The organism is Streptomyces sp. TG1A-60 (genome assembly GCF_037201975.1).
Lineage (GTDB): Bacteria > Actinomycetota > Actinomycetes > Streptomycetales > Streptomycetaceae > Streptomyces.
The window spans coordinates 2,638,354-2,663,250 of the sequence record NZ_CP147520.1 but is presented as its reverse complement, the minus strand read 5'-3'; the positions used below and the strand labels follow the sequence as shown (position 1 = coordinate 2,663,250).

General features: G+C 71.8%; 24 protein-coding genes and 1 pseudogene. 9 read left to right on the top strand and 16 right to left on the bottom strand.

What is annotated here, in order from left to right; translation table 11 throughout:
• Positions 1-45: 45 nt before the first annotated feature.
• The 3 genes from WBG99_RS10830 to WBG99_RS10820 all read right to left on the bottom strand — a co-directional run bounded on the left by WBG99_RS10830 (position 46) and on the right by WBG99_RS10820 (position 2,798).
• Positions 46-1,197 (bottom strand): HAMP domain-containing sensor histidine kinase, encoded by a 1,152-nt coding sequence (locus WBG99_RS10830; protein WP_338896131.1) that lies wholly within the window; start codon positions 1,195-1,197, stop codon positions 46-48.
• 57 nt (positions 1,198-1,254) lie between these two features.
• Positions 1,255-1,992 carry a response regulator transcription factor gene (locus tag WBG99_RS10825; protein ID WP_338896130.1) on the bottom strand — a complete coding sequence of 246 codons (738 nt, stop codon included), beginning with the start codon at positions 1,990-1,992 and terminating at the stop codon, positions 1,255-1,257.
• A gap of 131 nt (positions 1,993-2,123) precedes the next feature.
• Complete coding sequence (locus tag WBG99_RS10820; RefSeq protein ID WP_338896129.1) at positions 2,124-2,798, bottom strand: spermidine synthase; 675 nt, start codon at positions 2,796-2,798, stop codon at positions 2,124-2,126.
• A gap of 208 nt (positions 2,799-3,006) precedes the next feature.
• Between WBG99_RS10820 and WBG99_RS10815 the strand changes: the two genes are divergently transcribed.
• From WBG99_RS10815 to WBG99_RS10805, 3 genes are all read left to right on the top strand, one after another.
• Entirely contained in the window at positions 3,007-3,390 is a 384-nt protein-coding gene (locus tag WBG99_RS10815) for a VOC family protein (protein WP_338896128.1), read from the top strand.
• Between the two features lie 211 nt (positions 3,391-3,601).
• Entirely contained in the window at positions 3,602-6,004 is a 2,403-nt protein-coding gene (gene lon, locus WBG99_RS10810) for an endopeptidase La (protein WP_338896127.1), read from the top strand.
• 285 nt (positions 6,005-6,289) lie between these two features.
• Entirely contained in the window at positions 6,290-6,784 is a 495-nt protein-coding gene (locus tag WBG99_RS10805; protein WP_338900287.1) for a MarR family transcriptional regulator, read from the top strand.
• A gap of 24 nt (positions 6,785-6,808) precedes the next feature.
• Here WBG99_RS10805 and WBG99_RS10800 read toward each other — a convergent pair whose 3' ends face one another.
• The gene (locus tag WBG99_RS10800; protein ID WP_338896126.1) at positions 6,809-7,594 is read right to left on the bottom strand and encodes a protein phosphatase 2C domain-containing protein; all 786 of its coding nucleotides are present in this window, start codon (positions 7,592-7,594) and stop codon (positions 6,809-6,811) included.
• Positions 7,595-7,730: 136 nt separating this feature from the next.
• A complete protein-coding gene (locus WBG99_RS10795) occupies positions 7,731-7,937 on the bottom strand; it encodes a hypothetical protein (RefSeq protein WP_338896125.1) in 207 nt (68 codons plus the stop codon).
• Positions 7,938-7,976: 39 nt separating this feature from the next.
• On the opposite strand from WBG99_RS10795, the gene WBG99_RS10790 reads away from it, so the two are divergent.
• The 5 genes and pseudogenes from WBG99_RS10790 to WBG99_RS10770 all read left to right on the top strand — a co-directional run.
• The gene (locus WBG99_RS10790) at positions 7,977-10,781 is read left to right on the top strand and encodes a nitrate- and nitrite sensing domain-containing protein (protein WP_338896124.1); all 2,805 of its coding nucleotides are present in this window, start codon (positions 7,977-7,979) and stop codon (positions 10,779-10,781) included.
• The gene (locus WBG99_RS10785) at positions 10,778-11,293 is read left to right on the top strand and encodes a roadblock/LC7 domain-containing protein (RefSeq protein WP_338896123.1); all 516 of its coding nucleotides are present in this window, start codon (positions 10,778-10,780) and stop codon (positions 11,291-11,293) included. The genes WBG99_RS10790 and WBG99_RS10785 overlap by 4 nt, the downstream gene beginning before the upstream one ends.
• Complete coding sequence (locus tag WBG99_RS10780) at positions 11,290-11,790, top strand: DUF742 domain-containing protein (protein WP_338896122.1); 501 nt, start codon at positions 11,290-11,292, stop codon at positions 11,788-11,790. Before WBG99_RS10785 ends, WBG99_RS10780 begins: the two co-directional genes overlap by 4 nt.
• Positions 11,791-11,917: 127 nt before the next feature.
• Entirely contained in the window at positions 11,918-12,532 is a 615-nt protein-coding gene (locus tag WBG99_RS10775; protein WP_338900286.1) for an ATP/GTP-binding protein, read from the top strand.
• A 44-nt stretch (positions 12,533-12,576) separates the two neighbouring features.
• A pseudogene (locus WBG99_RS10770) lies at positions 12,577-12,799 on the top strand (FAD-binding oxidoreductase); the annotation flags it as partial.
• A 22-nt stretch (positions 12,800-12,821) separates the two neighbouring features.
• Here WBG99_RS10770 and WBG99_RS10765 read toward each other — a convergent pair.
• From WBG99_RS10765 to WBG99_RS10725, 9 genes are all read right to left on the bottom strand, one after another.
• On the bottom strand, positions 12,822-13,571 hold the full coding sequence (locus WBG99_RS10765; RefSeq protein WP_338896121.1) for a hypothetical protein: 750 nt from the start codon (positions 13,569-13,571) through the stop codon (positions 12,822-12,824).
• A 101-nt stretch (positions 13,572-13,672) separates the two neighbouring features.
• The gene (locus WBG99_RS10760; protein WP_338896120.1) at positions 13,673-14,014 is read right to left on the bottom strand and encodes a hypothetical protein; all 342 of its coding nucleotides are present in this window, start codon (positions 14,012-14,014) and stop codon (positions 13,673-13,675) included.
• A gap of 10 nt (positions 14,015-14,024) precedes the next feature.
• Positions 14,025-14,750, bottom strand: coding sequence for a helix-turn-helix domain-containing protein (locus tag WBG99_RS10755; protein ID WP_338896119.1), 726 nt, complete (start codon positions 14,748-14,750; stop codon positions 14,025-14,027).
• Between the two features lie 40 nt (positions 14,751-14,790).
• Positions 14,791-15,756, bottom strand: coding sequence for a diiron oxygenase (locus tag WBG99_RS10750; RefSeq protein WP_338896118.1), 966 nt, complete (start codon positions 15,754-15,756; stop codon positions 14,791-14,793).
• A 59-nt stretch (positions 15,757-15,815) separates the two neighbouring features.
• The gene (locus WBG99_RS10745; RefSeq protein ID WP_338896117.1) at positions 15,816-16,361 is read right to left on the bottom strand and encodes a DUF3291 domain-containing protein; all 546 of its coding nucleotides are present in this window, start codon (positions 16,359-16,361) and stop codon (positions 15,816-15,818) included.
• Positions 16,362-16,459: 98 nt separating this feature from the next.
• Entirely contained in the window at positions 16,460-17,923 is a 1,464-nt protein-coding gene (locus WBG99_RS10740) for a penicillin-binding transpeptidase domain-containing protein (RefSeq protein WP_338896116.1), read from the bottom strand.
• A complete protein-coding gene (locus tag WBG99_RS10735) occupies positions 17,920-19,314 on the bottom strand; it encodes an FtsW/RodA/SpoVE family cell cycle protein (protein ID WP_338896115.1) in 1,395 nt (464 codons plus the stop codon). The genes WBG99_RS10740 and WBG99_RS10735 overlap by 4 nt, the downstream gene beginning before the upstream one ends.
• A gap of 48 nt (positions 19,315-19,362) precedes the next feature.
• Entirely contained in the window at positions 19,363-19,719 is a 357-nt protein-coding gene (locus WBG99_RS10730) for an SH3 domain-containing protein (RefSeq protein ID WP_338896114.1), read from the bottom strand.
• Positions 19,720-19,924: 205 nt separating this feature from the next.
• Complete coding sequence (locus WBG99_RS10725; protein WP_338896113.1) at positions 19,925-20,446, bottom strand: dual specificity protein phosphatase family protein; 522 nt, start codon at positions 20,444-20,446, stop codon at positions 19,925-19,927.
• Between the two features lie 144 nt (positions 20,447-20,590).
• Between WBG99_RS10725 and WBG99_RS10720 the strand changes: the two genes are divergently transcribed.
• Positions 20,591-21,394: a nuclease-related domain-containing protein gene (locus WBG99_RS10720; protein WP_338896112.1), complete on the top strand. Its 804-nt coding sequence runs from the start codon at positions 20,591-20,593 to the stop codon at positions 21,392-21,394.
• 27 nt (positions 21,395-21,421) lie between these two features.
• Here the strand turns inward: WBG99_RS10720 and ligD are convergent, their stop codons facing one another.
• A complete protein-coding gene (gene ligD / locus WBG99_RS10715; protein ID WP_338896111.1) occupies positions 21,422-22,303 on the bottom strand; it encodes a non-homologous end-joining DNA ligase in 882 nt (293 codons plus the stop codon).
• A gap of 82 nt (positions 22,304-22,385) precedes the next feature.
• Complete coding sequence (locus WBG99_RS10710; protein ID WP_338896110.1) at positions 22,386-24,803, bottom strand: excinuclease ABC subunit UvrA; 2,418 nt, start codon at positions 24,801-24,803, stop codon at positions 22,386-22,388.
• Positions 24,804-24,897 lie beyond the last annotated feature (94 nt).

The window sequence follows — 24,897 nt, the reverse complement described above, 5'->3', positions numbered from 1 at the left end:
CACCTGAAAGCCGCTGTCTCCTCTGCTCCTGAGAGCCCCGTGTTCTCAGGCCTGTACCGGTCGCTGGCCCTGTTGTGCCGACACTCCCGGCAACACCACCTGGATGCGGCACCCCTTGGGGGACTCGGCCACGCCGATGCGGCCCCCGTGGAGGTCGACGGCCCAGCGGGCGATGGCGAGGCCCAGGCCGGTGCCGCCGTCGCTGCCGGGACCGTGGGGGGAGCTGACGGCGCCGCGGTTGAAGCGTTCGAAGACGCGGTGCCATTCGGATTCGGGGATGCCGGGGCCCTCGTCCAGCACCTCCAGGTCCAGGGACTCGGAGGTGGGGCCGCGGCGGGCCTTGACCGTGACGCGGCCGTGCGGCGGACTGTGCTTGACCGCGTTGTCGATGAGGTTGGTGACGACCTGGTGGATGCGCTCCGGGTCTGCGTTGGCCGTCAGCTCCGGCGGGTGGACGTCCAGGTGCAGATGGACGTCCGTACGGGTGTGGTTGCCGGAGCCCGAGGTGATGCCGCCGCGGGCGGAGGAGACCATCTGGGCCTCCTTGAGGACGCCCGAGAGGTACGGCCAGACCTCGAAGCGGCGGCGGCGCAGCGGCACCACGCCGTTGTCCAGCCTCGACAGGTCGAGCAGCGTCTCGACCAGGCGGCCCAGGCGGTCCGTCTGCTTCAGGGCCGTCCGCATGGTCTCGGGGTCGGCCCGCGTGACGCCGTCCACGATGTTCTCCAGAACCGCGCGCAGGCCCGCGATGGGAGTGCGAAGCTCGTGGGAGACGTTCGCCACGAGCTCCTTGCGCTGGCGGTCCTGGGCCTCCAGCTCATCGGCCATGAGATTGATCGTGTGAGCGAGATCACCCAGCTCGTCCCGGCGGTTCTCACTGACCCGGCGGGTGTAGTCGCCGCGCGAGATGGACCGGGCGACCGCGTTCATCTCGTCCAGCGGGGCGGTGAGCGAATGGGCCACGAACTGCGTGATCAGGAGTGTGGCGATCATCGAGAACACCGTGATGAAGCGCAGCTCCGTCTTGGTGTGCACCGCGATCATCGACAGACCGGTGGTGATCAGCACCGAGATGACGACGAGCGCGCCCAGCTTCGTCTTGATCGAGAAGGGGCGCAGACCGCTGAGCGGTCCCGCGCCCTTCCGTGACTGCGCGCCACCCAGGTTCCGAGACCGTGGGTCACTGACTCCGCTCATACCGCCACCCGCCCTCTACGCCTCCGTACGCCCTCCGCACGCGGTGCGAGTGCCGGTTCAGGGAGTCGGGGTCTCCAGGGCGTACCCCACACCGTGCACCGTGCGGATGCGTTCCGCGCCGATCTTCCGTCGCAGCGCCTTGATGTGGCTGTCCACGGTCCGTGTACCGGACGCGTCAGCCCAGTCCCACACCTCGGCGAGCAACTGCTCGCGCGAGAGTACGGCACGCGGGGTGTTCGCGAGGCATACGAGGAGGTCGAACTCGGTGGGCGTGAGGTGCACGTCCTCGCTGCGCACCCGGACCCGGCGCTGTGCGTGGTCGATCTCCAGTTCACCGAGACGCAGGATGCCCGAGCGCGGTGTGGTGGCGGCCAGCGCCGCCCGCTCCACCCGGCGCAGCAGGACATGGACGCGCGCGGCGAGTTCGCGCATGGAGAAGGGCTTGGTCATGTAGTCGTCGGCGCCGACGCCGAGCCCGACCAGCATGTCCGTCTCGTCGTCCCGGGCGGTGAGCATCAGCACGGGGACGGGCCGCTGGGCCTGGACGCGCCTGCACACCTCCAGGCCGTCGAAGCCGGGCAGCATGATGTCGAGGATCAGCAGGTCGGGCTGCCACGCCTCCGCGGTGTCGACCGCGGCCGGCCCGTCGGACGCGGTCTGCACGACGAAACCCTCGGCGCGCAGGCGGGCCGCGATGGCGTCGACGATCGTCGGGTCGTCCTCGACCACGAGCACCCGGCGCTGTGCGCCCGGGGTCGCCGTCGTGCCGTTGTGGGTGGTGTGTGTCTGCTCCATCGCCCGCCCCTGTGTTGCTTTCCGGAATCCGTGGGGTGATCCCTCGATTGCGCGTGGGTGCGCATGACTGCGATTGACGCTTGAATGATCGGCGCCAGGCAAGCAGGGTACGGGCAGTCACAGCACCACGGCTATCCAGGTCGGATCGCGAGGTGCACGACGTCCGGAACGCCTCGGGCAACCGGGATCTCTTCGGTACGCACCTGACGGAATCCGGCATTCCGCAAAGTTTCCTCGAATGCGGCGGAAGGCTGTGCGGACCACACGGCGAGCACGCCGCCAGGCCTCAACAACCTCGCGCAGCTTGCCAGTCCGGTCGGCGAGTAAAGGTTCTCGTTGCATTCGGAGACGGTCCAGTCGGGGCCGTTGTCGATGTCCAGGCAGAGCGCGTCGAACGTGGCCGATGTCTCGTTGACGTAGGCGACCAGATCGGCTTCCACGATCTCGGTGCGGGCGTCCGCGAGCGCTCCGGCGGACACCTCGGACAGGGGTCCCGCGCGGTGCCACCCGATGACGGAGGTTTCTCGTTCGACAACGGTGATCCGACCCCAGCGCGGGTTGGCGGCGGCGTGCGCGAGGGAGAAGCCGACGCCCAGACCCCCGATCAGCACACTCGGCTGAGAACGGTCGGTCAGCGCGGAGAGGGCGGCGTCGACCAGCAACCGCTCCGAGCGGCCGTCCGAGGTGTCCATCAGGAAACACCCGTTGGCGATGATCTGCAGCAGCTCCCCGTGCCGCCGCAGCACCACCTCGCCGTAGGGGCCCTCGCGCCGGTCGATGACTTCGGGTTCGTCGGTGACGGACATGCGCCCATCTTCGCGCGTCCGCCGCGCGGCGGCGTCCGAACAGCGACGGTCCCGCCGGGATCCGGACTGATCGGAACGCCGCGCCGTGGCCGTACGGGAGGACCGGGTCCCCGGTGACTCTGCGCATTCGGCGAGAGGGCGAGGCGATGGCACGGGCCGCGAGGCGAAGGGGTGGCAGGCGAGAAACCGCTCAGGCAGGCTCATCCCCATGGTCTCGGTGTTGCAGAACGTGGCGATCGACTGTGCGGATGCCTATCGGCTGGCCCGGTTCTGGAGCGGGGTGACTGGCCACCCGTTGCATCCGGAGGACAGGCCGGGAGACAGGGAGACCCAGGTGATGCTGCCGACGGGGTCGCTGCTGCACTTCAATCAGGTGCCCGAACCGAAGAGGGGCAAGAACAGGATCCACCTGTGTCTGCGTCCGGAGACCTCGCGTGAGGAGGAGGTCGAACGGCTGCTGGGTTTGGGTGCCACCTGGGTCATCGACCGCCGGGACCCCGACGGCTCGGGATGGGCCGTTCTTGCGGACCCCGAAGGCAACGAGTTCTGCGTCCTGCGCAGCGCATCGGACCGGGGCGCGGTGCCGTCCTGATTCCGGGGTTCGGGCCGGTGTCGTGACGAGGTTGCGCATTCTTCGGTGCCGGGATCGCCGGTCTCGGGGTTCTCCCACCAGGCCGTCATCGCCGCACCGTCCTGGCGACAGTTGTGATCGCTGACAGCGAACGCTCCGCTCCCGGGGGAACATTCGTCGGCTCATGTGCATTGAGTCGGCATAGCTCAACTTGACTGCCGAGGGAGAGATCATGGCTTCGACGTCCGCACCGCTCACCCTGCCCGTGTTGCCGCTCGACGATGAGGTCGTGCTGCCGGGAATGGTGGTGCCGCTGGACCTCAGTGACACGGATGTACGGGCCGCGGTGGAGGCCGCGCAGGCGGCGGCGCGGGCGGAGCCCGGGAAGCCCAGGGTGCTGCTGGTCCCGAGGATCGACGGGGCGTACGCGAGCACGGGGGTGCTCGGGACCGTCGAGCAGGTCGGGCGGCTGGCCGACGGGGACCCCGGGGCGCTCATCCGTGCCCTTGGACGAGTGCGGATCGGGGCCGGTACCACCGGGCCCGGCGCCGCTCTGTGGGTCGAGGGGACCAGGGTCGAGGAGAGTGTGCCGGAGCCGCTGCCCGGACACGTCGCCGAACTCGTCAAGGAGTACAAGGCACTCGCCACCAGCTGGCTGCGCAAGCGTGGTGCCTGGCAGGTCGTGGACCGGGTGCAGGCCATCGACGACGTGTCCGCGCTCGCCGACAACTCCGGGTACTCGCCCTTCCTGACCGTCGAGCAGAAGGTGCGGCTCCTGGAGACGGCCGAACCGGTCGCCCGGCTGCGGCTCGCCACCCAGCTGCTGCGTGACCACCTCGCCGAGCAGGACGTCGCCGAGACCATCGCCAAGGACGTCCAGGAAGGCGTCGACAAGCAGCAGCGCGAGTTCCTGCTGCGGCGCCAGCTCGAAGCCGTGCGCAAGGAACTGCGTGAGCTGAACGGCGAGCAGGAGGGGGAGGAGTCCGACGACTACCGGGCGCGCGTGGAGGCCGCCGATCTGCCGGAGGCGGTCCGGGAGGTCGCCCTCAAGGAGGTCGACAAGCTGGAGCGGGCCAGTGACCAGTCACCCGAGGGCGGCTGGATCCGGACCTGGCTCGACACCGTTCTCGAACTGCCGTGGAACGAGCGGACCGAGGACTCCTACGACATCCAGGGCGCCCAGCGCGTGCTCGACGCCGAGCACGCCGGTCTGGAGGACGTGAAGGAACGCATCACCGAGTACCTCGCCGTGCGCAAGCGGCGTGCCGACCGTGGGCTCGGCGTCGTCGGCGGACGGCGCGGGGGTGCCGTACTCGCCCTCGTCGGACCGCCCGGAGTCGGCAAGACCAGCCTCGGGGAGTCCGTGGCGCACGCCATGGGGAGGAAGTTCGTCCGGGTCGCCCTCGGCGGCGTACGGGACGAGGCGGAGATCCGCGGGCACCGGCGGACGTACGTGGGCGCCCTGCCCGGACGTATCGTCCGCGCCGTCAAGGAGGCGGGATCCATGAACCCCGTCGTGCTGCTGGACGAGATCGACAAGGTCGGCTCCGACTTCCGGGGTGACCCGGCCGCAGCCCTGCTCGAAGTCCTCGACCCCGCGCAGAACCACACCTTCCGGGACCACTACCTGGAGGTGGAACTGGACCTGAGCGACGTCGTCTTCCTCGCCACGGCGAACGTCCTGGAGGCGATCCCCGAGGCGCTGCTCGACCGGATGGAACTCGTCCGGCTGGACGGGTACACGGAGGACGAGAAGGTCGTCATCGCCCGCGACCACCTGATGCCGCGGCAGTTGGAGCGCGCCGGGCTCGACGCCGAGGAGGTCGTCCTCGACGAGAGCGCGCTGCGCAAGCTCGCCGGCGAGTACACCCGCGAGGCGGGCGTACGGAACCTGGAGCGGTCCGTCGCGCGGCTGCTGCGCAAGGTGGCCGCCCAGCACGAACTGGGTGAGCGGGAGCTGCCGTTCACGGTCACGGACGGCGATCTGCGCGGCCTCATCGGGCGCCCGCACCACGTGCCCGAGTCGGCCCAGGACCCGGCGGAGCGGCGTACGGCCGTGCCGGGTGTGGCCACCGGCCTCGCCGTCACCGGCGCGGGCGGCGACGTCCTGTACGTCGAGGCGTCACTGGCCGACCCGGAGACGGGCGCGGCGGGGCTGACCCTCACCGGTCAGCTGGGTGACGTGATGAAGGAGTCCGCGCGGATCGCGCTCTCCTTCCTGCGCTCCCACGGCGCCGAACTGGAGCTGCCCGTCGCCGACCTGAAGGACCGGGGCGTGCACATCCACTTCCCGGCGGGAGCCGTGCCCAAGGACGGGCCGAGCGCCGGCGTCACCATGACGACCGCCCTCGCCTCGCTCCTGTCCGGCCGGCTCGTCCGTACGGACGTGGCGATGACCGGTGAGGTCTCGCTGACCGGGCGGGTCCTGCCCATCGGCGGCGTCAAGCAGAAGCTGCTCGCCGCGCACCGGGCCGGTGTCACCACCGTCATCATCCCCAAGCGCAACGAACCCGACCTCGACGACGTCCCCGCCGAGGTCCTCGACAAGCTCGACGTCCACGCGGTCACCGACGTGCGCCAGGTACTGGAACTGGCGCTGGCTCCGGCGGAGGCGGCGGTGCCGGTGGCCGCCTGACACTCCGGTGGTGGTTCCCAAGGCTCCGGCGGTGCTGTGACGGACACCCGCCGGACGGGGCGAGGCCCGGGTCCCGTGAGGGAGGTCCGGGCCTCGCCTGTGCTTGGACGCGACGGCGAGGCGGCCGGTCGGCGCCGGCCCGCGCCTGCGAAATACTGAACGGCGGGGCGACCGCAGCAGGCCGACGAAGGCCGCGTGGGCGGCTCCCGTGGCGGTCCGCCGTCCGCGCGGGCGGCCTCCGGCGGAGACCTTCAGGAACGCTGCATCGACATCAGGAGCGCTGACGTGCACGACGAGGGCGGAAACGGCGACGAGGGCGGTGCCGGGGCCGGCATGCCGATCGGTGGTACGGACCAGGCCTTCCTCGCCCTGGAACGGGAGCTGACGGTCCTGCTGCGGCGGGCCCGCGCCAAGTCCGGGGAGATGGCCCGCGCCGTCCACCCCGACCTGGAGTCCGCCGCCTACGGCCTGCTCGCCCGACTCGACGAGGCCGGCCGCCTCCGCGCCACCGAACTCGCCGCCTACATCGGCGTCGGCAAGGCCACCATGTCCCGTCAGCTCCGCGCCCTCGAACACCTCGGTCTCATCGCCCGCGAACCCGACCCCGCCGACGGCCGCGCCTGGCTCGTCCACCTCACACAGGAGGGCCGGGCCCGCTTCCGCGCGGTCCGGGACGCGCGCCGGGTCGCGTACGTACGGCAGTTGGCGGGCTGGGACCGGGGCGAGGTGGCGCAACTGGCGCGGCTGCTGCACCGGCTGAACCGAGGGGTGGACGGCTGAGAGCCCGACAGGCTCTGAGACGGCTCAGAACTCCACGTACGCCGCGCTCGCGTCGTCGTGCGTCTTGCTCCGCCCCAGGAACTCCCGGGCGGCGTCCGCCGCTTCGAGCTCGCGCACCCGCTCCACCAGCCCCCGCACCCCCACCTTCCGTACGAGTGCGACGCAGTCCTCCCAGCCGCCCTCCCGGAACTTCTCGACCCACCGGCTCGTCCCGTCCGTCAACGCGAGCAGTGAGCGGACCCCTTCGCGGGGGACGGACCCCGTCACCGCCCGCGCCGCGACCTCCGGATCCGCCGCCGCTGTCCAGAAGCCGCCCTCCTTGTTCCGGACGGTCGCGTCGGCGACGGCGGCTGTCGCCAGCGAGGACCGCGGCAGCCGGGACAGGCGGTCGTCCAGGACCGCCGTCACCGTGCCCGCCGGCCCCTCGAACAGCAGGGCCGAGTCCGACAGCACCAGGTACTCCACGGCCAGGGGCGACCACCGCGCCAGAACCACGGTGGCCTGGGGAGTCCTCGGGTGAGAAAGGTCACAGGTTTGGGCGTGGGCCTGCGCGGTACGAGAAATCGCCCGGGAGAGCGCTTCGGTCAAGGGGAAGTCTCGGCGGGAAGCGGACAGTTCGATCAAAGCGCCGCCGAGGCGGGACGTGAACCACGCGACCGAATGTCGGCACCCGTATTCGCCGGGCGGCGGGGTCACGCCGTCGATCAGGACCAGGGTGCCGCCCTGCCCCTCCGCGGGCAGGGCGACCGACGCGAAGTCCTCGTTGGGGCGGGTGGGGTCGCCGGGCTCCGAGACGAGTTCAGTGCGCATTCGGCCAGTCTGCACGAGCCCTCCGCGAGATCCGCGAAAGGCCGGCGACGGTTGCCGTGCGAACCGGACCCTCCGGGCCGGGCGCCGGGTTTGGCATGGAATGATCGTGAGTGGTGAAGCGCGGCGGCGAATACTGTCAAAGCGCGTCGCCGACGTCCAGCCGGACCGCGGTGCGGGGCACCGGCACGAGCCGGAGGAACTTGCCCGCCAACTCCCCGGCGATGTTCACTCCTTCGGGTGGCGGGACTGATGATGCGGGACCACCGCCCACCGGCACTGGGAGGGTCGGGAGCCGTACCGGGGGGACGCCCTTGACGACACAGTCGAGTTGACGGAACGTCACCCGGGCCCATGGGTACACGAGTCAGGAATGCGAGCACCGGTGCAGAAGACGCGGCCTCGGCGCACAGGCAAGCAGGCAGCTGCGAAGGCCCCCGCGGCCTCCCCGCACCGGCAGGGGGCGGCACAGGCGCAGGCCCCCACCGTCGGCACCGGACGGAAGGCACACGTACGCAACCGGCTCATCGTCGCCGTGGCCGTCGTGGCCGCCGCCATAGCGGGCGCGGGGGCACCTTCGATCCTCGCCGCCTCGGAGCAGCTGCACGACACCCAGGGCCTGGTCACGCTCGCCGGGCGGACCCAGGAGACGCTCACCCTCGCGCACGCGCTGTCCGACGAGCGGGACGAGGTCACCGCGTACATCGCCGCCGGGCGGCCGGGTTCGGCCGCGCCCAGCAGGCAGCGCAGTGACCGTGTCGACCTCCAGGCCGAGGAGCTGAGCGCGGACACCGACACCTCCGCCGCGCTGCGCGAGGACGTCGAGTCCATCGCCGGCGTACGGGAAGCGGCGCTCTCCGGGAAGAGCACCGCTCTCGAAGCGCACACGGCCTACACCGCCGTCGTCACCGAACTCCACGCCCTCGCCGAGGAGCTGGCCGAGCGGTTGCCGCCCCGCGCGGGCGGCGGCGCGTACGCCCTCGCCGAGCTCGACACCGCCGTCCAACAGGCCGCCGCCGCCCGTGGTCTGCTCGTCGCCGCGCTCAGCGTCCCGACGACGACCCAGACGGTCATCGACCCCGTCACCGGGCTGCCCATCACCACGACCGGTGCCTCGGACGCCGACAGGAAGCGGCGCGACGCCCTCAGCGCCGCCGCCCAGCAGGCCCGCGTCCGCTCCGACGCCGCCCTCGCCCACTTCCGCGAGACCGCGCCCGCCGCGACCCGCTCCGCGTACGACGCCACGGTCACCGGCCCCGAGGCCGACACCGCCGACAAGTACCTGACGGGCCTCACCGACCAGCCCACACTCTCCGACGGTGAGGCGGGCACCAGCGCCGAGAAGGTCGGCGCGGCGCTCTCCGCCCGCGTGGACCTGATGCGCGGTGCCGAGTCCTCCCTCTACGACCGACGCACCAAGGACCTCGCCCAGCTCCGCGACGAGGACGTCACCGCGCTGGAGATCCGGATCGCCGTCCTCGGCGCCCTGATGCTCCTCGCCGTCGGCGTCGCCACCGGCATGGCCCGCTCCCTCACCCGCCCGCTCGCCGTCCTGCGCATCGGCTCCGCCCGCGTCGCGGGCGACCCGGCCACCGAGGAACCGGTCAAGTTCACCGGCCGCAACGACGAGTTCGCCCAGGTCGTACGCTCCGTCAACGCGCTCCACGCGCACGCCCTCGCCCTGCACGAGCGGCTCGCGCCCCTGGAGGGCGACCGCAAGCACCTCATCGGCCAGCGCCAGACCATGGCCGACGACCGCGACCGGCTGCGCGCCGAACTCGCCGAGGCCACCGCCTCCTTGGCGAAGGTCCAGCGCAGCGTCCACGCCACCTTCGTGAACCTCGCGCTGCGCACCCTCGGCCTCGTCGAGCGCCAGCTCGCCGTCATCGAGACCCTGGAGGAGCGCGAGCAGGACCCCGACCGGCTCGCCACGCTCTTCAAGCTCGACCACTTCGCGACCGTCATGCGTCGCCACAGCGAGAACCTCCTCGTCCTGGCCGGTCACGAGCACATCCAGCACCACGCCGGATCCGTCCCGCTCGTCGACGTCGTCCGAGCCGCGGTCAGCGAGATCGAGCGCTACGAACGCGTCCGCATCGCCGCCCTGCCGCCGCACGCGCGTATCGCCGGGTTCGCCGCCGACGACCTCAGCCACCTCCTCGCCGAACTCCTGGAGAACGGCACGACGTTCTCACCGCCGGAGATGTCCGTCGAGGTCTCCGGCCGACTGACGGAGAACGGCGAGATCACCCTCTCCGTCCAGGACGGCGGCATCGGCGTCGCCCCCGACCGGCTCGCGAAGCTCAACTCCCGCCTCACCGACTTCGACCCCGAGGCCCTCTACGACCAGGAGGACGGCGAGGGGCTCGGCCTCGGTCTGTACGTCGTGGCCCGTCTCGCCCACCGGCTCGGCACCCCCGTACGGCTCCAGGAGAACGGTCCGGGCGGCACCGCCGCCGCCGTCGTCCTGCCCAAGGCACTGCTGGCCCCCGCGTCCTCCGTGCCGGCGGGGACCCCGGCCCCGGTCACGCCCACGCTCACGCTGCCGGAGGCCGACGCCGAGGCCGACTCGGGCGTCCTGCCCGGCCGTTCCGTCGCCGTACGCGAGCCGGAGGGTGACGGCGACCCGCTCATCGAGGCGGCCGAGCGGGCACTGTCGGCGAGGGAGGCCGTGGGGACGGCCGCCGCCGACGAGGCGGAGGCCACGGGGTCCGTCGTACCGGAGGACGACGGACCCGGGGGCCGGGCCGAGTCCGTGTCCGAGACGACGATGGAGCTCTTCGCTCCGGTGGCCCCGGAGAAGGCCGCCGCCGACCCGGCCGCCGGCGGCACGGACACCGCCGACCCGTACGGCATCGGGCCCGACACCCACGAGCGCGCCGCCGACGAAGGGCACGCGGCGCGCCCGGCCGAGGAGACTCCGCGCCTCACCGACAAGGGCCTGCCCAAGCGCACACCCAGGATCACCGCGTCCGTGCCCACGGCTCCCAAGCCCCGGGTCGGGGGCGTGAACGCCGACGAACTCCGCCGGCGCCTCGGAGGGTTCCACCAGGGAGCCGAGGAGGGGCGCCGCGACGTCCAGGCGGAGATCACCGAGCAGTCGGGCCAGACCCGGATGCCCGTGCCACATGAGAACCGAACAGAGGCAGTTGACACCACGGGGGGCACTTCCGAGGAGGAAAGCAGTTGACCGCGCCCATTACCTTCGGACTGAGCAGTGAAGCACGCAACCTGCACTGGCTGCTGACCAACCTCGTCGAGGAGGTGCCGGGGCTGCTGTCGGTCGCGGTGGTCTCCTCCGACGGCCTGCTGCTGCTCTCCTCCGACCCCGGCAGAAACGCCGAGGCCCGCCAGGCCCAGGACGACCGGTTGCAGGGCCCCCGGGGCTCCGCCGCCGACCTGGCCACCATCGTCTCCGGCATCGGCAGCCTCACCGTCGGCGCCGCCAAGCTGATGGAGTTCGGCGGGGTCAAACAGACGATGGTCGCGATGGAAGAGGGCAGCCTCTTCGTGATGTCGATCAGCGACGGCTCGCTGCTCGGCGTGCACGGCGCCCCGGACTGCGACATGAGCGTGGTGGCGTACCACATGGCGCTCTTCGTCGGCCGTGCCGGCCATGTCCTCACCCCGGAACTCCGCGGCGAACTGCGCAGGTCCCTGGAGTCGGAGAAGGAGCCCGAGTCGGCCGGGAGCCATCGATGAGCGGCGCGAAGAAGGCCAGGGTGCGCGCGCCCAAGCCCCCCGGCCCGGTGAAGAAGCCCACCGCGCCGAAGAGCGCGAAGCGGCTCCCGGTGCGCGGCGGCGACCGCAAACCCGCCCGCGTACGGCCCTACTCGCTCACCGGAGGTCGCACCCGCTTCGGCCACGTCCTGCTCGTGGAGACGTTCGTCGCCGTGCTCGAAGCCCCGGCGGAGCGGCCTCAGCCGGCTGGGGGTACCGCCCACGCGTTCGGCCGCGGCGGAGGGTCACTCAACACCAAGGTGATGCCCGAGACGCGGGCCATCGTCGAACTCTGCCGTCGTATGCGGACGGTGGCGGAGATCGCCGCGCTGCTGAGGATGCCGCTCGGTGTGGTCCGCGTCCTCCTCAGTGATCTCGCGGATCAGGGAAAGATCCGTGTGTACGGAACAGGTCACGGACCGGGACAGCCGGACCGCGCTCTGCTGGAAAGGGTGCTGAGTGGACTCCGCCGTCTCTGACGCCGCCTCGCCTGGCGTCACCCCCGCCGCCTCGCCCGGCGTCACCCCGGGCGTCGACGACGACGCCCCCCGCGTCGCGGTCGACGCGGACGCTCCTCGTGTCGACGTCGCCGCCGCCCGCGCCGACGTGGTCGCCGACCCGCCGGAGCCGGTGTTCGAGGAGGAGCTGAAACCCTGGCAGTCCGACCTCAGCCGGGCCCCCATCGCCACGAAGATCGTGGTGGCGGGCGGCTTCGGCGTCGGCAAGACCACCTTCGTCGGCGCGGTCTCCGAGATCACCCCGCTCAGGACCGAGGCGCTGATGACCGAGGCCGGCGCCGCCACGGACGACCTCTCCGCGACACCGGACAAGCTCACCACCACCGTGGCCATGGACTACGGCCGCATCACCCTCGACGACGACCTCGTCCTGTACCTGTTCGGTACGCCCGGCCAGGAGCGGTTCTGGTTCATGTGGGACGACATGGTGCGCGGCGCGATCGGCGCGGTCGTCCTCGCCGACACCCGCCGCCTCGGCGACTGCTTCCCCGCTCTCGACTACTTCGAGAGCTGCGGACTGCCGTACGTCGTCGCGGTCAACGAGTTCGACCGCAGTGCGCGGTTCGACCCCGAGGACGTACGGGACGCCTTGTCCGTACCCGCACACGTACCCGTCATGACCATGGACGCGCGCAAGCGGGTCTCCGCGATGGAGACCCTGCTGGCGCTGTGCGCGTACGCGATATCCGTCACCCCCGAGTAGTCCCTCCCAGCGGGACGACACGGACGGGCCCGAGACCTGTCCGGATGTGGAAGATACTCGTCGTCGGAGCCGGCCAGTCCGGGCTGCAGCCGGCCCTCGGACATTCAGTCGCACGGGTACGAGGCCACCCTGATGTCCCACAGGGCCCCGGACGGGATACGCGCCGACCGCATCATGTCCACGCAGCGCATGTCCGACTCGGCGCTGCGCCACGAGCGCGACCTCGAACTGAACTTCTGGGAGTCCCGGGCCCCGAGGATCGAGGGCTGCTCGCGCGGTTCCACACGCCCTAGCGGCTCGGGAGCTCCGAGGGGTGGGACTTGGCGTTCTTCTCCCATTTCCTGATGTCCGCGAGCTGTTCGGCGGTGAGGGAGGCGAGGAGCTTCTCGATCGCGTCGAGGCGGTCGCGTACGGCGTCGTGTTCTCTCTCGCGCCGCTCGGTGAGGGTGAGCTGCCGGTCGAGAGCCGCGCGAGCCTTGCGGGCGAGCGCGTCGGAGTCCTGCTCGCTGCCGACCATCCGCTCGACCGTGCCCGCCCGTTCCCGCGCGACCTGCTCGATCACATGGCTCTGCTCCAGTGCCCGGTGCGGATCGCGGGCGAGGAGGAGGCGTACGTACGGGGAGAGCGCCGTGCTGCTGTTCTGGTACTGCTGCCGGGCCAGCCGGCCGGCCGCGCCCCGGCTGTCGTGCAGGGAGAGGCGGGCCGCCGCCAGCCGCCGGTCGAGCCTCGTCACCTCCGCCCGCTGTTTCGCCAGCTCCTCCTCGGTGGCGTCAAGGGCCTCGGCGGCCTTCTCGGCCGCGCGGTGGAGCCGCTGGAGGTCGGTGAGGAGACCGGCGACCGAGCGGTCGCCGGGGGCCTTCGCCGGGGCCGTCCCGGTCTCGGTGTCCGTCGTCGCGTCGGCGTCCGCGGCCGTGCGGTCGTTCGCCGCGGGGGGCTCCGGCGCGGCCGTCGCGCAAGCCGGGGCCGTGGCGAGGAGGGCGCCGGCGGTGAACGCCGTGACCGTCGCCGTACCGACCAGGCGCAGAAGCCGTCCTGACACGTCATCACCTCCGGTGCGGGGATGGGCCGTCCACCTCGCACCGGCAGGATGGGGGAGCGGGGGGCGGGCGCGCGCCGGGTGGACCGTTCGTCGTCCGGGGGTCACTCGTCGGTGGGATGCGGCTGCGCGGGTGGCGTGGCGGTTCGCCAGGCCGGGGTGTCCGGGGTCCGCGGGCCGGCCGGGGGGTTCGGCTTGGACCAGGGCCACTTCGGGCGGCGGCCGGGGTCCGCCTCGGGGGCGTACTCGTACTTCCACAGCTGGTGCAGGAAGCCGCCCCGGCCGGCGTCGACCCGGCGGTAGACGAGGACGGTCGCGGGGCCGCCGGCCGCGTCGGGCACGGGAACGCGGTACGTCTTCGGGGGGTGCCCGGTGATGCCGAGCGGCACGGGCAGGACGCGCCCGTCGAGGGGGCCGCCCACGAAGGGGGTGTCTTGGCTCTTCACCGGACCAGTGTCACAGCAGGTGGGCGGCGTCGCCGACCACGGGCAGGACGCGGCGGGCCAGGGCGCCGACGGTGCCGTCGGCGGTCTCGACGGTGAGGGCGTGTCGGACGACGGCGGCGGTCTGGGGGTCGCGGGCGGCGGTGGCGGTGAGGCAGGCGACGAACTGTTCGACGAGCCAGTCGCGGAGTTCGTCGACGTCCGGCCGCTTGCCCTCGTCGAGCCAGATGAGGGAGGCGGCCTCCACCGAGGTGATCCACACGCGGACGGTCATACGCAGCCGCAGGCCGGGATCGGCCATGTCCAGGTGCCGGAGGATGTGCTCGGCTGCCGCCCGCCGGACCCCGTCCACGATGGCCGTCGCCCGGGAGGTCTCCACGACGCTGCCGCCCTGGAGGAGGGCGCTGAAGCCGGTGTCGTGCTGGTCGACGAAGGCCAGGTAACGGTCGAGGGCGCGGGCCAGACGGCTGGTGAGGGGGCCCTCGGCCGGTTCGTCGAAGCACTGCTGAAGCTCCTCGGCGGCCGAGCGCAGGGCCGCCTCGTAGAGCTGCTGCTTGCCGCCGGGGAAGTAGCGGTAGACGAGGGGGCGGGAGACCCCGGCCGCCTCCGCGACGTCGTCGAGGGAGACATCCTCCGGCGCGTGGTGCGCGAACAGCTCCAGCGCGGCGTCCAGCAGCTGGCTGCGCCGCTCTTCCACACTGAGCCGACGGTACGCGCGGGTGGGGACCTCGGACGTCATACCCGCAGCGTAGTCGGGGCCGGTGGGGGCGGGACGAAGGTCAGGCCAGCAGGCCCGACGAGCGCCACATACGGCGTCCGACGCCCTGGAGCACGCCGATGTCGTCCAGGAAGTCCGTCAGCCGCCTCGCGCCGGTCTGCATGATGTCGCGGCGGTGGGCGCTGGCCCGCACCTGCGCGAGTGCCTCGCGCCGGTCGAGGCCGGTGTTCGCGTAGACGTCCGGGTTGATGAAGGCGACCGAGAAGACGCGGGCGAACTCCCCCGAGGTGACGCGGGTGAAGCTCCGGGACCAGCGCGGGGCGGTCACCATCTGGCGGCGCAGCTCCTCACGGGCGTAGCGGACGTGCCGGGCCTCCTCCACGACATGGATGCGGGTCACGCCCCTCAGGAGCGGCTGCACGCGCTCGTCGGGGAAGGTCAGGCGCTGCATCCAGTCGAGGATCTCCTCGCCGAGGAGGGTCGCCGTGAAGGAGCCGGGGGTCGTCGAGATCGTCTTGAACAGGCGGCCCAGGTTCTGGTGCAGCCGGCTCACCGGGTAGTACGGAGTGCCGCCCTTGCCGATCAGCCGGGCGAACATCTTCGAGTGCCGGCACTCGTCCTCGATCTCGGTCAGCGCGTAGCGGACGTGCGCGCTGGTCGCGGCCCTGTCGTAGATGTGGCGTACGAGCAGTTGCATGAGGATGATCTCGAACCAGATGCCGAGGGAGGCCAGTGCCGCCGCCTCGTGCCGGGACAGGGTGATCCGCTGCGCCTCGGACATCCGCCGCCACATCGGCGTCCCGTACAGCGACACCAGCTCCGGCGGCCAGAACCACTTCCCGTCCTCGAACGGCGCGTCCCAGTCCAGCTCCTTGTCCGGGTCGTAGGAGTGCTTCGCGGAGGACACGAGCAGTCGCTCGGCCACCTGTTCGCGGTCCTTGAGGACCCCGAGCGCGTCGCGCAGCACCTCCGCCTCGGACACCGGGTTCAGCGAGGTCACGGGGTTCACCGAGGGCACCGTCGTCATGGCTGTCGCACTCCTCGTACGGGGACTCAGCGGGTTACCAGCGGTCACCGCTTATGAGACTACCTGTCAGTAAGCGCGTCAATCCCTTCCGCGCCACTTGTTGACGACCCGTCCACGTCGTGGGCGCCTTCCGTCGCCACGAGCCCGGCCGCGCCCGCCGGGGGGAACAGCCGCCGCAGGGTGAACGCGTACTCCGTGGGGCCGTGCGCCCGGAGGTGGAGCAGGCGTTCCTCCGCCTCCGCCACGGTGGGACGGTGGCCGGCGGGTACCCACCACAGGGCCGTGACCGCCTCGGACAGACGCTCGAACCACTCCCGCCTGCGGGACATCAGCTCCCGGTGCCGCCCCTGGTACATGAAGGCCGTCAGCGCGCCGGTGTCGCGCCACACCGACATGTTGACGATCAGCCACGCGTCACCGAGGACGGGAACGTCCGTGGCGTTGCCGGAGTCGCTCTGGAGGCGCCAGACGAAGCCGTCCGAGACGTCGGCCACCGCGTTCACGGGGTCCAGGGCGTCGACGAAGTCCTTCAACCGCGGGGAGTCCAGCGGAGCCTTGAGGCGGGCGATGTTGACCTGGGCGAGTTCGTACGCGGCGGAAGTCATGACCGGACGATAGAGCGGGCGGGCTCGGGGGCCCACCGGTTCTCCCCGCCGGTGGTCACGGTGTACCGGGCACGTGCCGGTTCGGCCTCCTCGCGCCACTAGTCGGCGGTTCTCAGTACCGCCTCCATCACCTCCCTCGCGATCGGTGCCGCGTCGCCACCCCCGCTGATCTCCCCCCGTACCGCCTCCGCGTCCTCGACGACCACGGCGACGGCCACCTGGGGTTCGACCGCGTCGTCGGACTGGGCCCAGCCGATGAACCAGGCGTAGGGGGTGCCGGAGTTGCCGATGCCGTGCTGGGCGGTGCCGGTCTTGCCGCCGACGGTGGCGTGGCGGATGGCGGCGTTGGCGCCGGTGCCCTCCTCGACGACGCCGCGCATGAGTGCGCGCAGGCGCATCGCCGTGGCCGGGTGCATGGCCTGGCGGAGGGTGCGCGTGCCGGAGGCGGAGACCGTGCGCCCGCTCGCCGTGGTGGTGCGCTCGACGAGGTACGGCGACCGGACCGAGCCCCCGTTGGCGACGGCCGCCGTGACGAGCGCCATCTGCAGGGGCGTGGCCCGGGTGTCGAACTGGCCGATGGAGGAGAGGGCGAGCTGCGCCCGGTCCATCTCGGTGTCGAAACTGCTCGGGGCCACGGAGAACGGGATCCGCAGCCCCGAGTTGTCGAAGCCGAAGGCGCGGGCCGTGTCCGTCATGGCGTCGAGGCCGACGTCCACGCCCAGCTTGGCGAAGACCGTGTTGCAGGACCACTCGAAGGCATAGCGCAGGGAGGCGTTCTCGCAGCCCTCGGCCTCGTTGGCGAGCGAGGTGGAGGTGCCCGGCAGGGTGTACGGGTCGGGGGAGCGGGTCGGGGCGTCGAGGTCCGTGACCACCCCGGCGTCCAGGGCCGCCGCGGCCGTCACCACCTTGAACGTCGAACCCGGCGGATACGTCTGCCGCACCGCCCGGTTGAGCAGCGGCTTGCCCGCGTCCCCGTTCAGCCGCGCCCACGCCTCGGCCGCCTTGGGGCCGTTGCCGGAGAGCGCTCCGGGGTCGTACGACGGCCGGGACACCAGCGCCAGGACGCGTCCGGTGGCCGGTTCGAGCGCGGCGACCGCGCCCCGGCGGGCGCCGAGTCCCCGGTAGGCCGCGCGCTGCGCCGCCGCCCGGAGTGTGGTGACGACCTCGCCGCCGGCGTTCTGGTCGCGGGTGATGTCGTTCCACAGGGGGAGGAAGGACAGCAGCGGATCGCTGCCGTCGAGCACGGAGTCCTCCGCGTGCTCCAGGAACGTCGTCCCGTACACCTGCGAGGCGAACCCCGTGACCGGCGCGTACAACGGGCCCTCCCGGTACGTCCGTTCGTAGCGGAGCTGCTCCCCGGTGTCCTTGGAGCCGGTGACCGGGCGTCCCTCGACCACGATGTCGCCGCGCGGCTGGCCCCAACGGGCGATCGAGGGGCGGCGGTTGGCGGGATTGTCGTCGTACGCGCGGGACTGGAAGACCTGGACGCGGGTGGCGTTGACGAGGAGGGCGAGCAGGAGCAGGGCGCAGAGGGCGGCGGCGCGGCGGATGTACTTCGTCATGCGCCGCTGCCCTCCGGGCCCTCACGCCGGTCGTCCTGTCTCCTGGCGGAGTCGCTCAGCCGCATCAGCAGCGCCACGATGATCCAGTTGGTGACGACGGAGGAGCCGCCCTGGGCGAGGAACGGCATGGCCATGCCGGTGAGGGGGATGAGACCGGTGACGCCGCCCGCGATGACGAAGACCTGGAGGGCGACGATCGAGGCGAGGCCGGTGGCCAGGAGGCGGCCGAAGGGGTCGCGCAGGGCGAGGCCGGCGCGGTAGCCGCGCTCCACCAGCAGGGCGTAGAGCAGGAAGATAGCGGAGAGGCCGGCGAGGCCCAGCTCCTCGCCCGCCGTGGCCAGGATGAAGTCCGACTTGACGGCGAACCCGATCAGGACGGAGTGGCCGAGACCGAGGCCGGTGCCGAGCAGGCCGCCGGCGGCGAACGCGAAGAGGGACTGGGCGAGTTGGTTGGGTCCCCGGCCCGCCTCGATCGACGCGAACGGGTGCAGCCAGTCCTCGACCCGGCTGTGCACATGTGGTTCCAGCGAGCCGACGGCCACCGCGCCCACGCACGCCAGCAGCAGGCCCACCGCGATCCAGCCGGTCCGGCCCGTGGCGACGTACAGCATGATCACGAACAGGCCGAAGTACAGCAGCGAGGTCCCCAGGTCCCGTTCCAGGACCAGGACGCCGACGCTCAGCAGCCAGATGGTGACGACCGGGCCGAGGACGCGCCCGGTGGGCAGTTGGAGGCGCTTGAACCGCCAGATCCGGCGCCCGGCGTACGCCAGTGCGTTGCGGTTCGCCGCGAGATAGCTGGCGAAGAACAGCGCGAGCAGCACCTTCGCGAACTCGCCCGGCTGGAGGGAGAATCCGGCGATCCGCACCCAGATCCGGGCGCCGTTGACCGGTGGGAAGAGGACCGGCAGCGCCAGCAGCGCCAGCGCGGCCACCACCGAGACGTACGCGTAGCGCTGGAGCACCCGGTGGTCGCGCAGCAGCGCCATGACCGTGATGAACAGCACCACCCCGAGCGCCGACCAGTTCAGCTGCGCGGGCGCCGCCCGGTCGGCCGGGGTCTCCAGGTCGAGCCGGTGGATCAGCACCAGGCCCAGGCCGTTGAGGAGCACCGCGATCGGCAGCAGCAGCGGATCGGCGTACGGCGCCCGCAGCCGCACCACCAGATGCGCCAGCAGCGCGAGCACGCCGAGCCCGGCGCCGTAGTCGGCGGCGCCGGGCGGGACGTTGCCGTTCTTCGCCAGACCGACAGCGCAGTAGCCGTACACGGAGAGCAGGACGGCCACGACGGTGAGGGTGAACTCGACGCCTCGGCGCCGGAGTAGGCGTACGGCGGGCGGGGACGGATCCGAGGGACCCGTCGCCAGGGTCGTTCCGGACTTGGCGGTCATGTCCGGAACCTACCCAAAGAGGATGCTTCGCGCTTCTTGTCGTTCAGCTCAGCACCAGCGTGGCGTCTTCCAGGTGTCGATGTACCGGGCCGAACCCCAGGCCCAGGTGCCGTCGGTGAGCAGGTACCAGAGCCGGTTGCCGTCGACGCTCTGGCCCTGGGTCTGGCAGAAGATCTCGACGGTCTCGCCGTAGGGGGCGACCCGGATCACCGCGCCGCCGCGGTTCGGGGCGCTGCGCAGGATGAGCCCGGAACGGGCGGTGACCTCACCCTTGACGAGGCGCTCGTGCCTTCCGTGGTCCTCCCGGTCGTCGCCTGCGGCGGCGGGAGTGGTGGCGGCCAGCGCCATGAGAGCGCCGCCGGCAGCGGCTATGCCGAACCGCATGAACAGAATACGCAGGGACATTGATGCTCCTCCAGGAATGGGGGCGAAGCTGACTGTTCGCCACGCTAGGAGGAAGGAGGGCGGGCCGCCTTCTGCGATGGGCCATTGGAGGCGCCCCGTAAGGGGCGCGGGCCCCGCAGGGCCACCCGGGAGATGGTGTGCAGCCGCTGACACCGAGCGGTGCCGCCCACCTGTCACGGCCGCCCGTCCCGCGCCGCCCGGCGGGCTACTCGGTCAGCTCCTCCAGCTCCTCCAGGAACCTGACCGTCGGCAGCCCCGTGCGCAGGTACTCCACGAACAGCTCGTTGTGCAGCGCCCACGGCGAACGGCGCGCGCGGATCAACCGGATCGCCTCCTCGGCGGAGTGCCCGTCGCGGATCAGCGCGTGCGCCACGACCAGACCGGACCGGTTGTACCCGCTGTAGCAGCGGACGAGGACCCGCCTGCCGTCCTCCAGCGCGTCGCACGCCGCCTGCGCCAGCCGCATCACCCCCGCCAGCTGCGTACCGTCCAGTGGTCCGTCCGGGATCGGCCACACATGGTGCTCGACGCCGTCGTCCGGCCCGTACCCCGGCAGGCGCAGCAGCGTCAGCACCAGATCGAACTCATCTCCTACGACCGCGAGTGCGGCGCCTCCGGTACCGGACCGCCCCGCGAACTCGTGCCCGCCCATCCACAGGCCCGGCACGATCTCGCTCCACGGTTCGTCCGGAGCCGGAACATCGGGTTGCTTCCTGCGCGTCCGCAACGGCGCCTCCCCTAGGCCGCAGGCCCTGACGACGGGTCGTCCCCTCAAAGGTAGCCGGGTTCTCGCCGATGGAGCACCCTGTCTGTTCCCATGGTGTTGCCGATGGAGCACCCTGCCTGTTCCCATGGTGTGGGGTGATGGTGCATGAGCGGACTGCGCGTCATACCGACCTGGCGGCACGGACACGAACGCCTGTACGTGTGCCGGACCGACGGGAGGAACATCGCCTGGTACGACCGTGAGGCGGGCCGGGTGAACCTCCTCAGCGAGGAGCGCAGAGAAGACGTGCTCGCCGTCCTCGGCCCCTTCGTCACCGGCCCGGTCACGGTGGGCCCGCCACCGGTGCCGACCCCCGCCGAACTGGCCAGGCTGAGCCTCCACCCGGACGACGACCTGGCCCCCAACCGCCCCGGCGAGGCCCTGCTGATCGCCCTCGACCGCGACCCCGGACCACCGCGCCGGCTGCGCCCCGATCCACGCCGCCGCGCCCTGGCCGCCGAGCAGACGGTCGGGGCCGCGCTGGACCGGCTGGAGGGGGCCGGCTGGCACACACTGCACTCCGTGCCGCTGCCCGGCGGGGACCGCATCCACCACCTGGTCATCGGCCCCGGGGGACTGTTCTGCGTCCGGTCCCTCCACACCCGCGGGCAGCGCGTCGTCGTCACCGACCCCATGGTCGCCGTCGGTCGCCAGGCCCCCCGCCCGCTGCTGCGCGGGCTCCGCGCCGACGCCGACCGGGCGTCCTACGCCCTCACCGCCGAGGTCCACCCCCTCCTCGCCCTCGCCGAGCCCTCCGGCCTCGCCGTCACCACGCCCCTCGGGGAGGCCCGCGTCCTGCGCGACTCCGACCTCGCCGAACTGGCCCGCACGGGCGGGACGCTCAAGCCGGCGGACGTGGAGGCGTTGCACGCGATGGCCCGGGACCGGCGTACGTGGAGCCCGGTGTAGGGGCGGGCGCCCGGTGCCCGGAGGGTGTCAGGGCAGCGGACGGGCGGCGCCCGGGTCGAGGAGGGGGGTCAGGAGGTCGCCGTGGTCCTGGAGGCGGGGGGCGATGTCCGGGGCCCGGAACACCAGCCGGCCGGGGGAGGCGCACTCCTCGACCTCGGTCCAGGTCACCGGCGCGGACACGGTGGGCTCGGGCCGGGCACGCAGGGTGTAGGGCGTGGCCGTGGTCTTGCGGGCGGCGTTCTGGCTCCAGTCGACGAAGACCTTGCCCAGGCGCAGACTGCGGGTCATACGGTGGACGACCCGGCGGGGCATCGCCTTCTCGGCCTCCACGGCGAGCTCCTTGGCGTACTCGGTCACCCGCTCGGAAGACGACCCCCGCACCGACGCCAGCAGATGCAGTCCCTTCGACCCGGACGTCTTCGCGTAGGCCTCGATCCCGTCCGCCGCGAGCCGCTTCCGCAGCCAGCAGGCGACCTCGCAGCACTCGACGACGGTCGCGGGCGCCCCCGGGTCCAGGTCGAAGACCAGCCGGTCGGCCTCGTCGGGGGTGCGGACCGTCCACTGCGGGGTGTGGAACTCGACGACCAGGTTCGAGGCCCACATCAGACTCGCCAGGTCCTGCACCAGCACCATCCGCGCGGGCCCCTCCATCCGCCGCACCTCGGCGGTCGTCACCCACTCCGGCGTGCCCGGCGGCACGTTCTTCGTGAAGAAGACCTGCCCGCCCGGCCCGTCGGGGTAGCGGAGGAAGGAGACCGGGCGGCCCCGCAGATGCGGAAGCAGGGCCTCGGCCGTCGTGGCGTAGTAGTGCAACAGCTCACCCTTGGTGAACCCCGTCGCCGGGTGGAGGACCTTCTCCAGGTTGGACAGAGCGACCCTGCGGCCCTCCACCTCGGTGATCGGCGTCATGGGAGGAGAATCCCACGAACGGGTGCTAAACGGTCAAACGGTCCATGATGCTTGAAGTGGCACCGGAGCAGGGACGGGCGGCTCAGGCTCCGACATACGCCGCCAAGTGCTCCCCCGTGAGCGTCGAGCGGGCCGCGACGAGGGCGGCCGGGGTGCCCTCGAAGACGACGCGACCGCCGTCGTGGCCGGCGCCGGGCCCGAGGTCGATGATCCAGTCGGCGTGGGCCATGACGGCCTGGTGGTGCTCGATCACGATGACCGACTTGCCGGAGTCGACGAGCCGGTCGAGCAGGCCGAGCAGTTGCTCGACGTCGGCGAGATGGAGGCCGGTGGTCGGTTCGTCCAGTACGTAGACACCGCCCTTGTCGCCCATGCGGGTGGCCAGCTTGAGCCGTTGCCGCTCGCCGCCGGACAGCGTGGTCAGCGGCTGGCCGAGCGTGAGGTAACCGAGTCCGACGTCTGCCATCCGCTCCAGGATCTTGTGCGCCGCCGGGGTGCGGGCCTCACCGGTGCCGAAGAACTCCTCGGCCTCCGTCACCGGCATCGCGAGCACCTCGCTGATGTCGCGGCCACCGAAGCGGTACTCCAGCACCGACGCCTCGAACCGCTTCCCCTCGCACTCCTCGCAGGGGGCGGCGACGCTCTGCATGATGGCCAGGTCGGTGTAGATGACGCCGGCGCCGTTGCAGGTGGGGCAGGCGCCCTCGGAGTTGGCGCTGAACAGCGCCGGCTTCACGCCGTTGGCCTTGGCGAAGGCCTTGCGGATCGGGTCGGCCAGTCCGGTGTACGTCGCCGGGTTGCTGCGCCGGGAGCCGCGGATCGGGGTCTGGTCGACCGACACCACACCCTCGTCCGTGGGGATCGAGCCGTGCACCAGCGAGCTCTTGCCGGAGCCGGCGACACCGGTGACGACGGTGAGCACGCCGAGCGGGATGTCGACGTCGACGTCCTGGAGGTTGTTCGCCGTGGCGCGGCGGATCTCCAGCGTGCCGGTGGGCTTGCGGACCGTCCCCTTCACGGCGGCCCGGTCGTCGAGGTGGCGGCCGGTGACGGTGCCACTCGCCCGCAGGCCCTCCAAGGTGCCCTCGAAGCAGACGGTGCCGCCCGCCGTGCCGGCGCCGGGTCCGAGGTCCACGACGTGGTCGGCGATGGCGATCGTCTCCGGCTTGTGCTCCACGACGAGCACGGTGTTGCCCTTGTCGCGCAGCCGCAGCAGCAGGTTGTTCATCCGCGCGATGTCATGGGGGTGCAGACCGATGGTCGGCTCGTCGAAGACGTACGTGACGTCGGTGAGCGAGGAGCCGAGGTGGCGGATCATCTTGGTGCGCTGCGCCTCGCCACCGGAGAGCGTGCCCGAGGCCCGGTCGAGCGAGAGATAACCGAGGCCGATCTCCACGAACGAGTCGAGGGTGTGCCGGAGCTTGGCCAGCAGCGGCGCCACCGACGGTTCCTCGATTCCGCGGACCCATCCGGCCAGGTCACGGATCTCCATCGCGCAGGCGTCGGCGATGCTGACCTTGCCGATCCGCGAGGAGCGGGCCGGCTCGCTGAGACGGGTGCCGTCGCACTCGGGACACTCGGTGAAGGTCACCGCCCGGTCCACGAAGGCCCGGATGTGCGGCTGCATCGACTCGCGGTCCTTGGAGAGGAAGCTCTTCTGGAGCTTCGGGATCAGCCCCTCGTACGTGAGGTTGACACCGTTGATCTTCACCTTGGTCGGCTCGCGGTAGAGGAAGTCGTGCCGCTCCTTCTTGGTGTACTCGCGGATCGGCTTCTCCTTGTCGAAGAAGCCCGACTCGGCGATGACCCGCACCACCCAGCCGTCCCCGGTGTAGGTGGGGATGGTGAACGGGTCCTCGGAGAGCGACCTGGAGTCGTCGAACAGCTGGGTGAGGTCGATGTCGGAGACCGTGCCCCGGCCCTCGCAGTGCGTGCACATGCCGCCGGTGCGGCTGAAGGTCACCTTCTCGGTCTTGGTCTTGTCGGCACCCCGGTCGACCGTGAGACCGCCGCTCGCCGAGACCGAGGCGACGTTGAAGGAGTACGCGCCGGGCGGGCCGATGTGCGGCTGGCCGAGCCGGCTGAAGAGGATGCGCAGCATCGCGTTGGCGTCGGTGGCGGTGCCGACGGTGGAGCGCGGGTCGGAACCCATCCGCTGCTGGTCGACGGTGATCGCGGTGGTCAGCCCGTCGAGCACGTCGACCTCGGGCCGCGCCAGGTTCGGCATGAAGCCCTGCAGGAAGGCGCTGTACGTCTCGTTGATCAGCCGCTGCGACTCCGCGGCGATCGTGTCGAAGACCAGCGAGCTCTTGCCCGAGCCGGAGACCCCGGTGAACACCGTCAGCCGGCGTTTCGGGATCTCGATGCTGACGTCCTTGAGATTGTTCTCCCGCGCCCCGTGCACACGGATCAGGTCATGACTGTCGGCGGCGTGCGGCCCGGGTGACTGCGACGGCGCCTGCGATCGCGCCTGCGTCCGCGTCCTCGTGGCCTTGGTCATCGTTCCTCCATCTGTCGGGCGGGGGCCGCGTCCGCTGTCCCCGCCGGCGTCGCCTGACTGGATCCGATCCGCTGGGAACGGTACGTGCGGTTGT

Bases quoted from the DNA above. Each gene is read 5' to 3' on its own strand.
- ligD (WP_338896111.1), bottom strand. From the start codon at position 22,303: ATGACGCCGATCACCGAGGTGGAGGGCCGCAGGGTCGCTCTGTCCAAC.
- WBG99_RS10745 (WP_338896117.1), bottom strand. From the start codon at position 16,361: ATGACTTCCGCCGCGTACGAACTCGCCCAGGTCAACATCGCCCGCCTC.
- WBG99_RS10830 (WP_338896131.1), bottom strand. From the start codon at position 1,197: ATGAGCGGAGTCAGTGACCCACGGTCTCGGAACCTGGGTGGCGCGCAG.
- WBG99_RS10710 (WP_338896110.1), bottom strand. From the start codon at position 24,803: ATGACCAAGGCCACGAGGACGCGGACGCAGGCGCGATCGCAGGCGCCG.
- lon (WP_338896127.1), top strand. From the start codon at position 3,602: ATGGCTTCGACGTCCGCACCGCTCACCCTGCCCGTGTTGCCGCTCGAC.
- WBG99_RS10750 (WP_338896118.1), bottom strand. From the start codon at position 15,756: ATGACGACGGTGCCCTCGGTGAACCCCGTGACCTCGCTGAACCCGGTG.
- WBG99_RS10735 (WP_338896115.1), bottom strand. From the start codon at position 19,314: ATGACCGCCAAGTCCGGAACGACCCTGGCGACGGGTCCCTCGGATCCG.
- WBG99_RS10800 (WP_338896126.1), bottom strand. From the start codon at position 7,594: ATGCGCACTGAACTCGTCTCGGAGCCCGGCGACCCCACCCGCCCCAAC.
- WBG99_RS10820 (WP_338896129.1), bottom strand. From the start codon at position 2,798: ATGTCCGTCACCGACGAACCCGAAGTCATCGACCGGCGCGAGGGCCCC.
- WBG99_RS10740 (WP_338896116.1), bottom strand. From the start codon at position 17,923: ATGACGAAGTACATCCGCCGCGCCGCCGCCCTCTGCGCCCTGCTCCTG.
- WBG99_RS10815 (WP_338896128.1), top strand. From the start codon at position 3,007: ATGGTCTCGGTGTTGCAGAACGTGGCGATCGACTGTGCGGATGCCTAT.
- WBG99_RS10755 (WP_338896119.1), bottom strand. From the start codon at position 14,750: ATGACGTCCGAGGTCCCCACCCGCGCGTACCGTCGGCTCAGTGTGGAA.
- WBG99_RS10720 (WP_338896112.1), top strand. From the start codon at position 20,591: ATGAGCGGACTGCGCGTCATACCGACCTGGCGGCACGGACACGAACGC.
- WBG99_RS10780 (WP_338896122.1), top strand. From the start codon at position 11,290: ATGAGCGGCGCGAAGAAGGCCAGGGTGCGCGCGCCCAAGCCCCCCGGC.
- WBG99_RS10730 (WP_338896114.1), bottom strand. From the start codon at position 19,719: ATGTCCCTGCGTATTCTGTTCATGCGGTTCGGCATAGCCGCTGCCGGC.
- WBG99_RS10825 (WP_338896130.1), bottom strand. From the start codon at position 1,992: ATGGAGCAGACACACACCACCCACAACGGCACGACGGCGACCCCGGGC.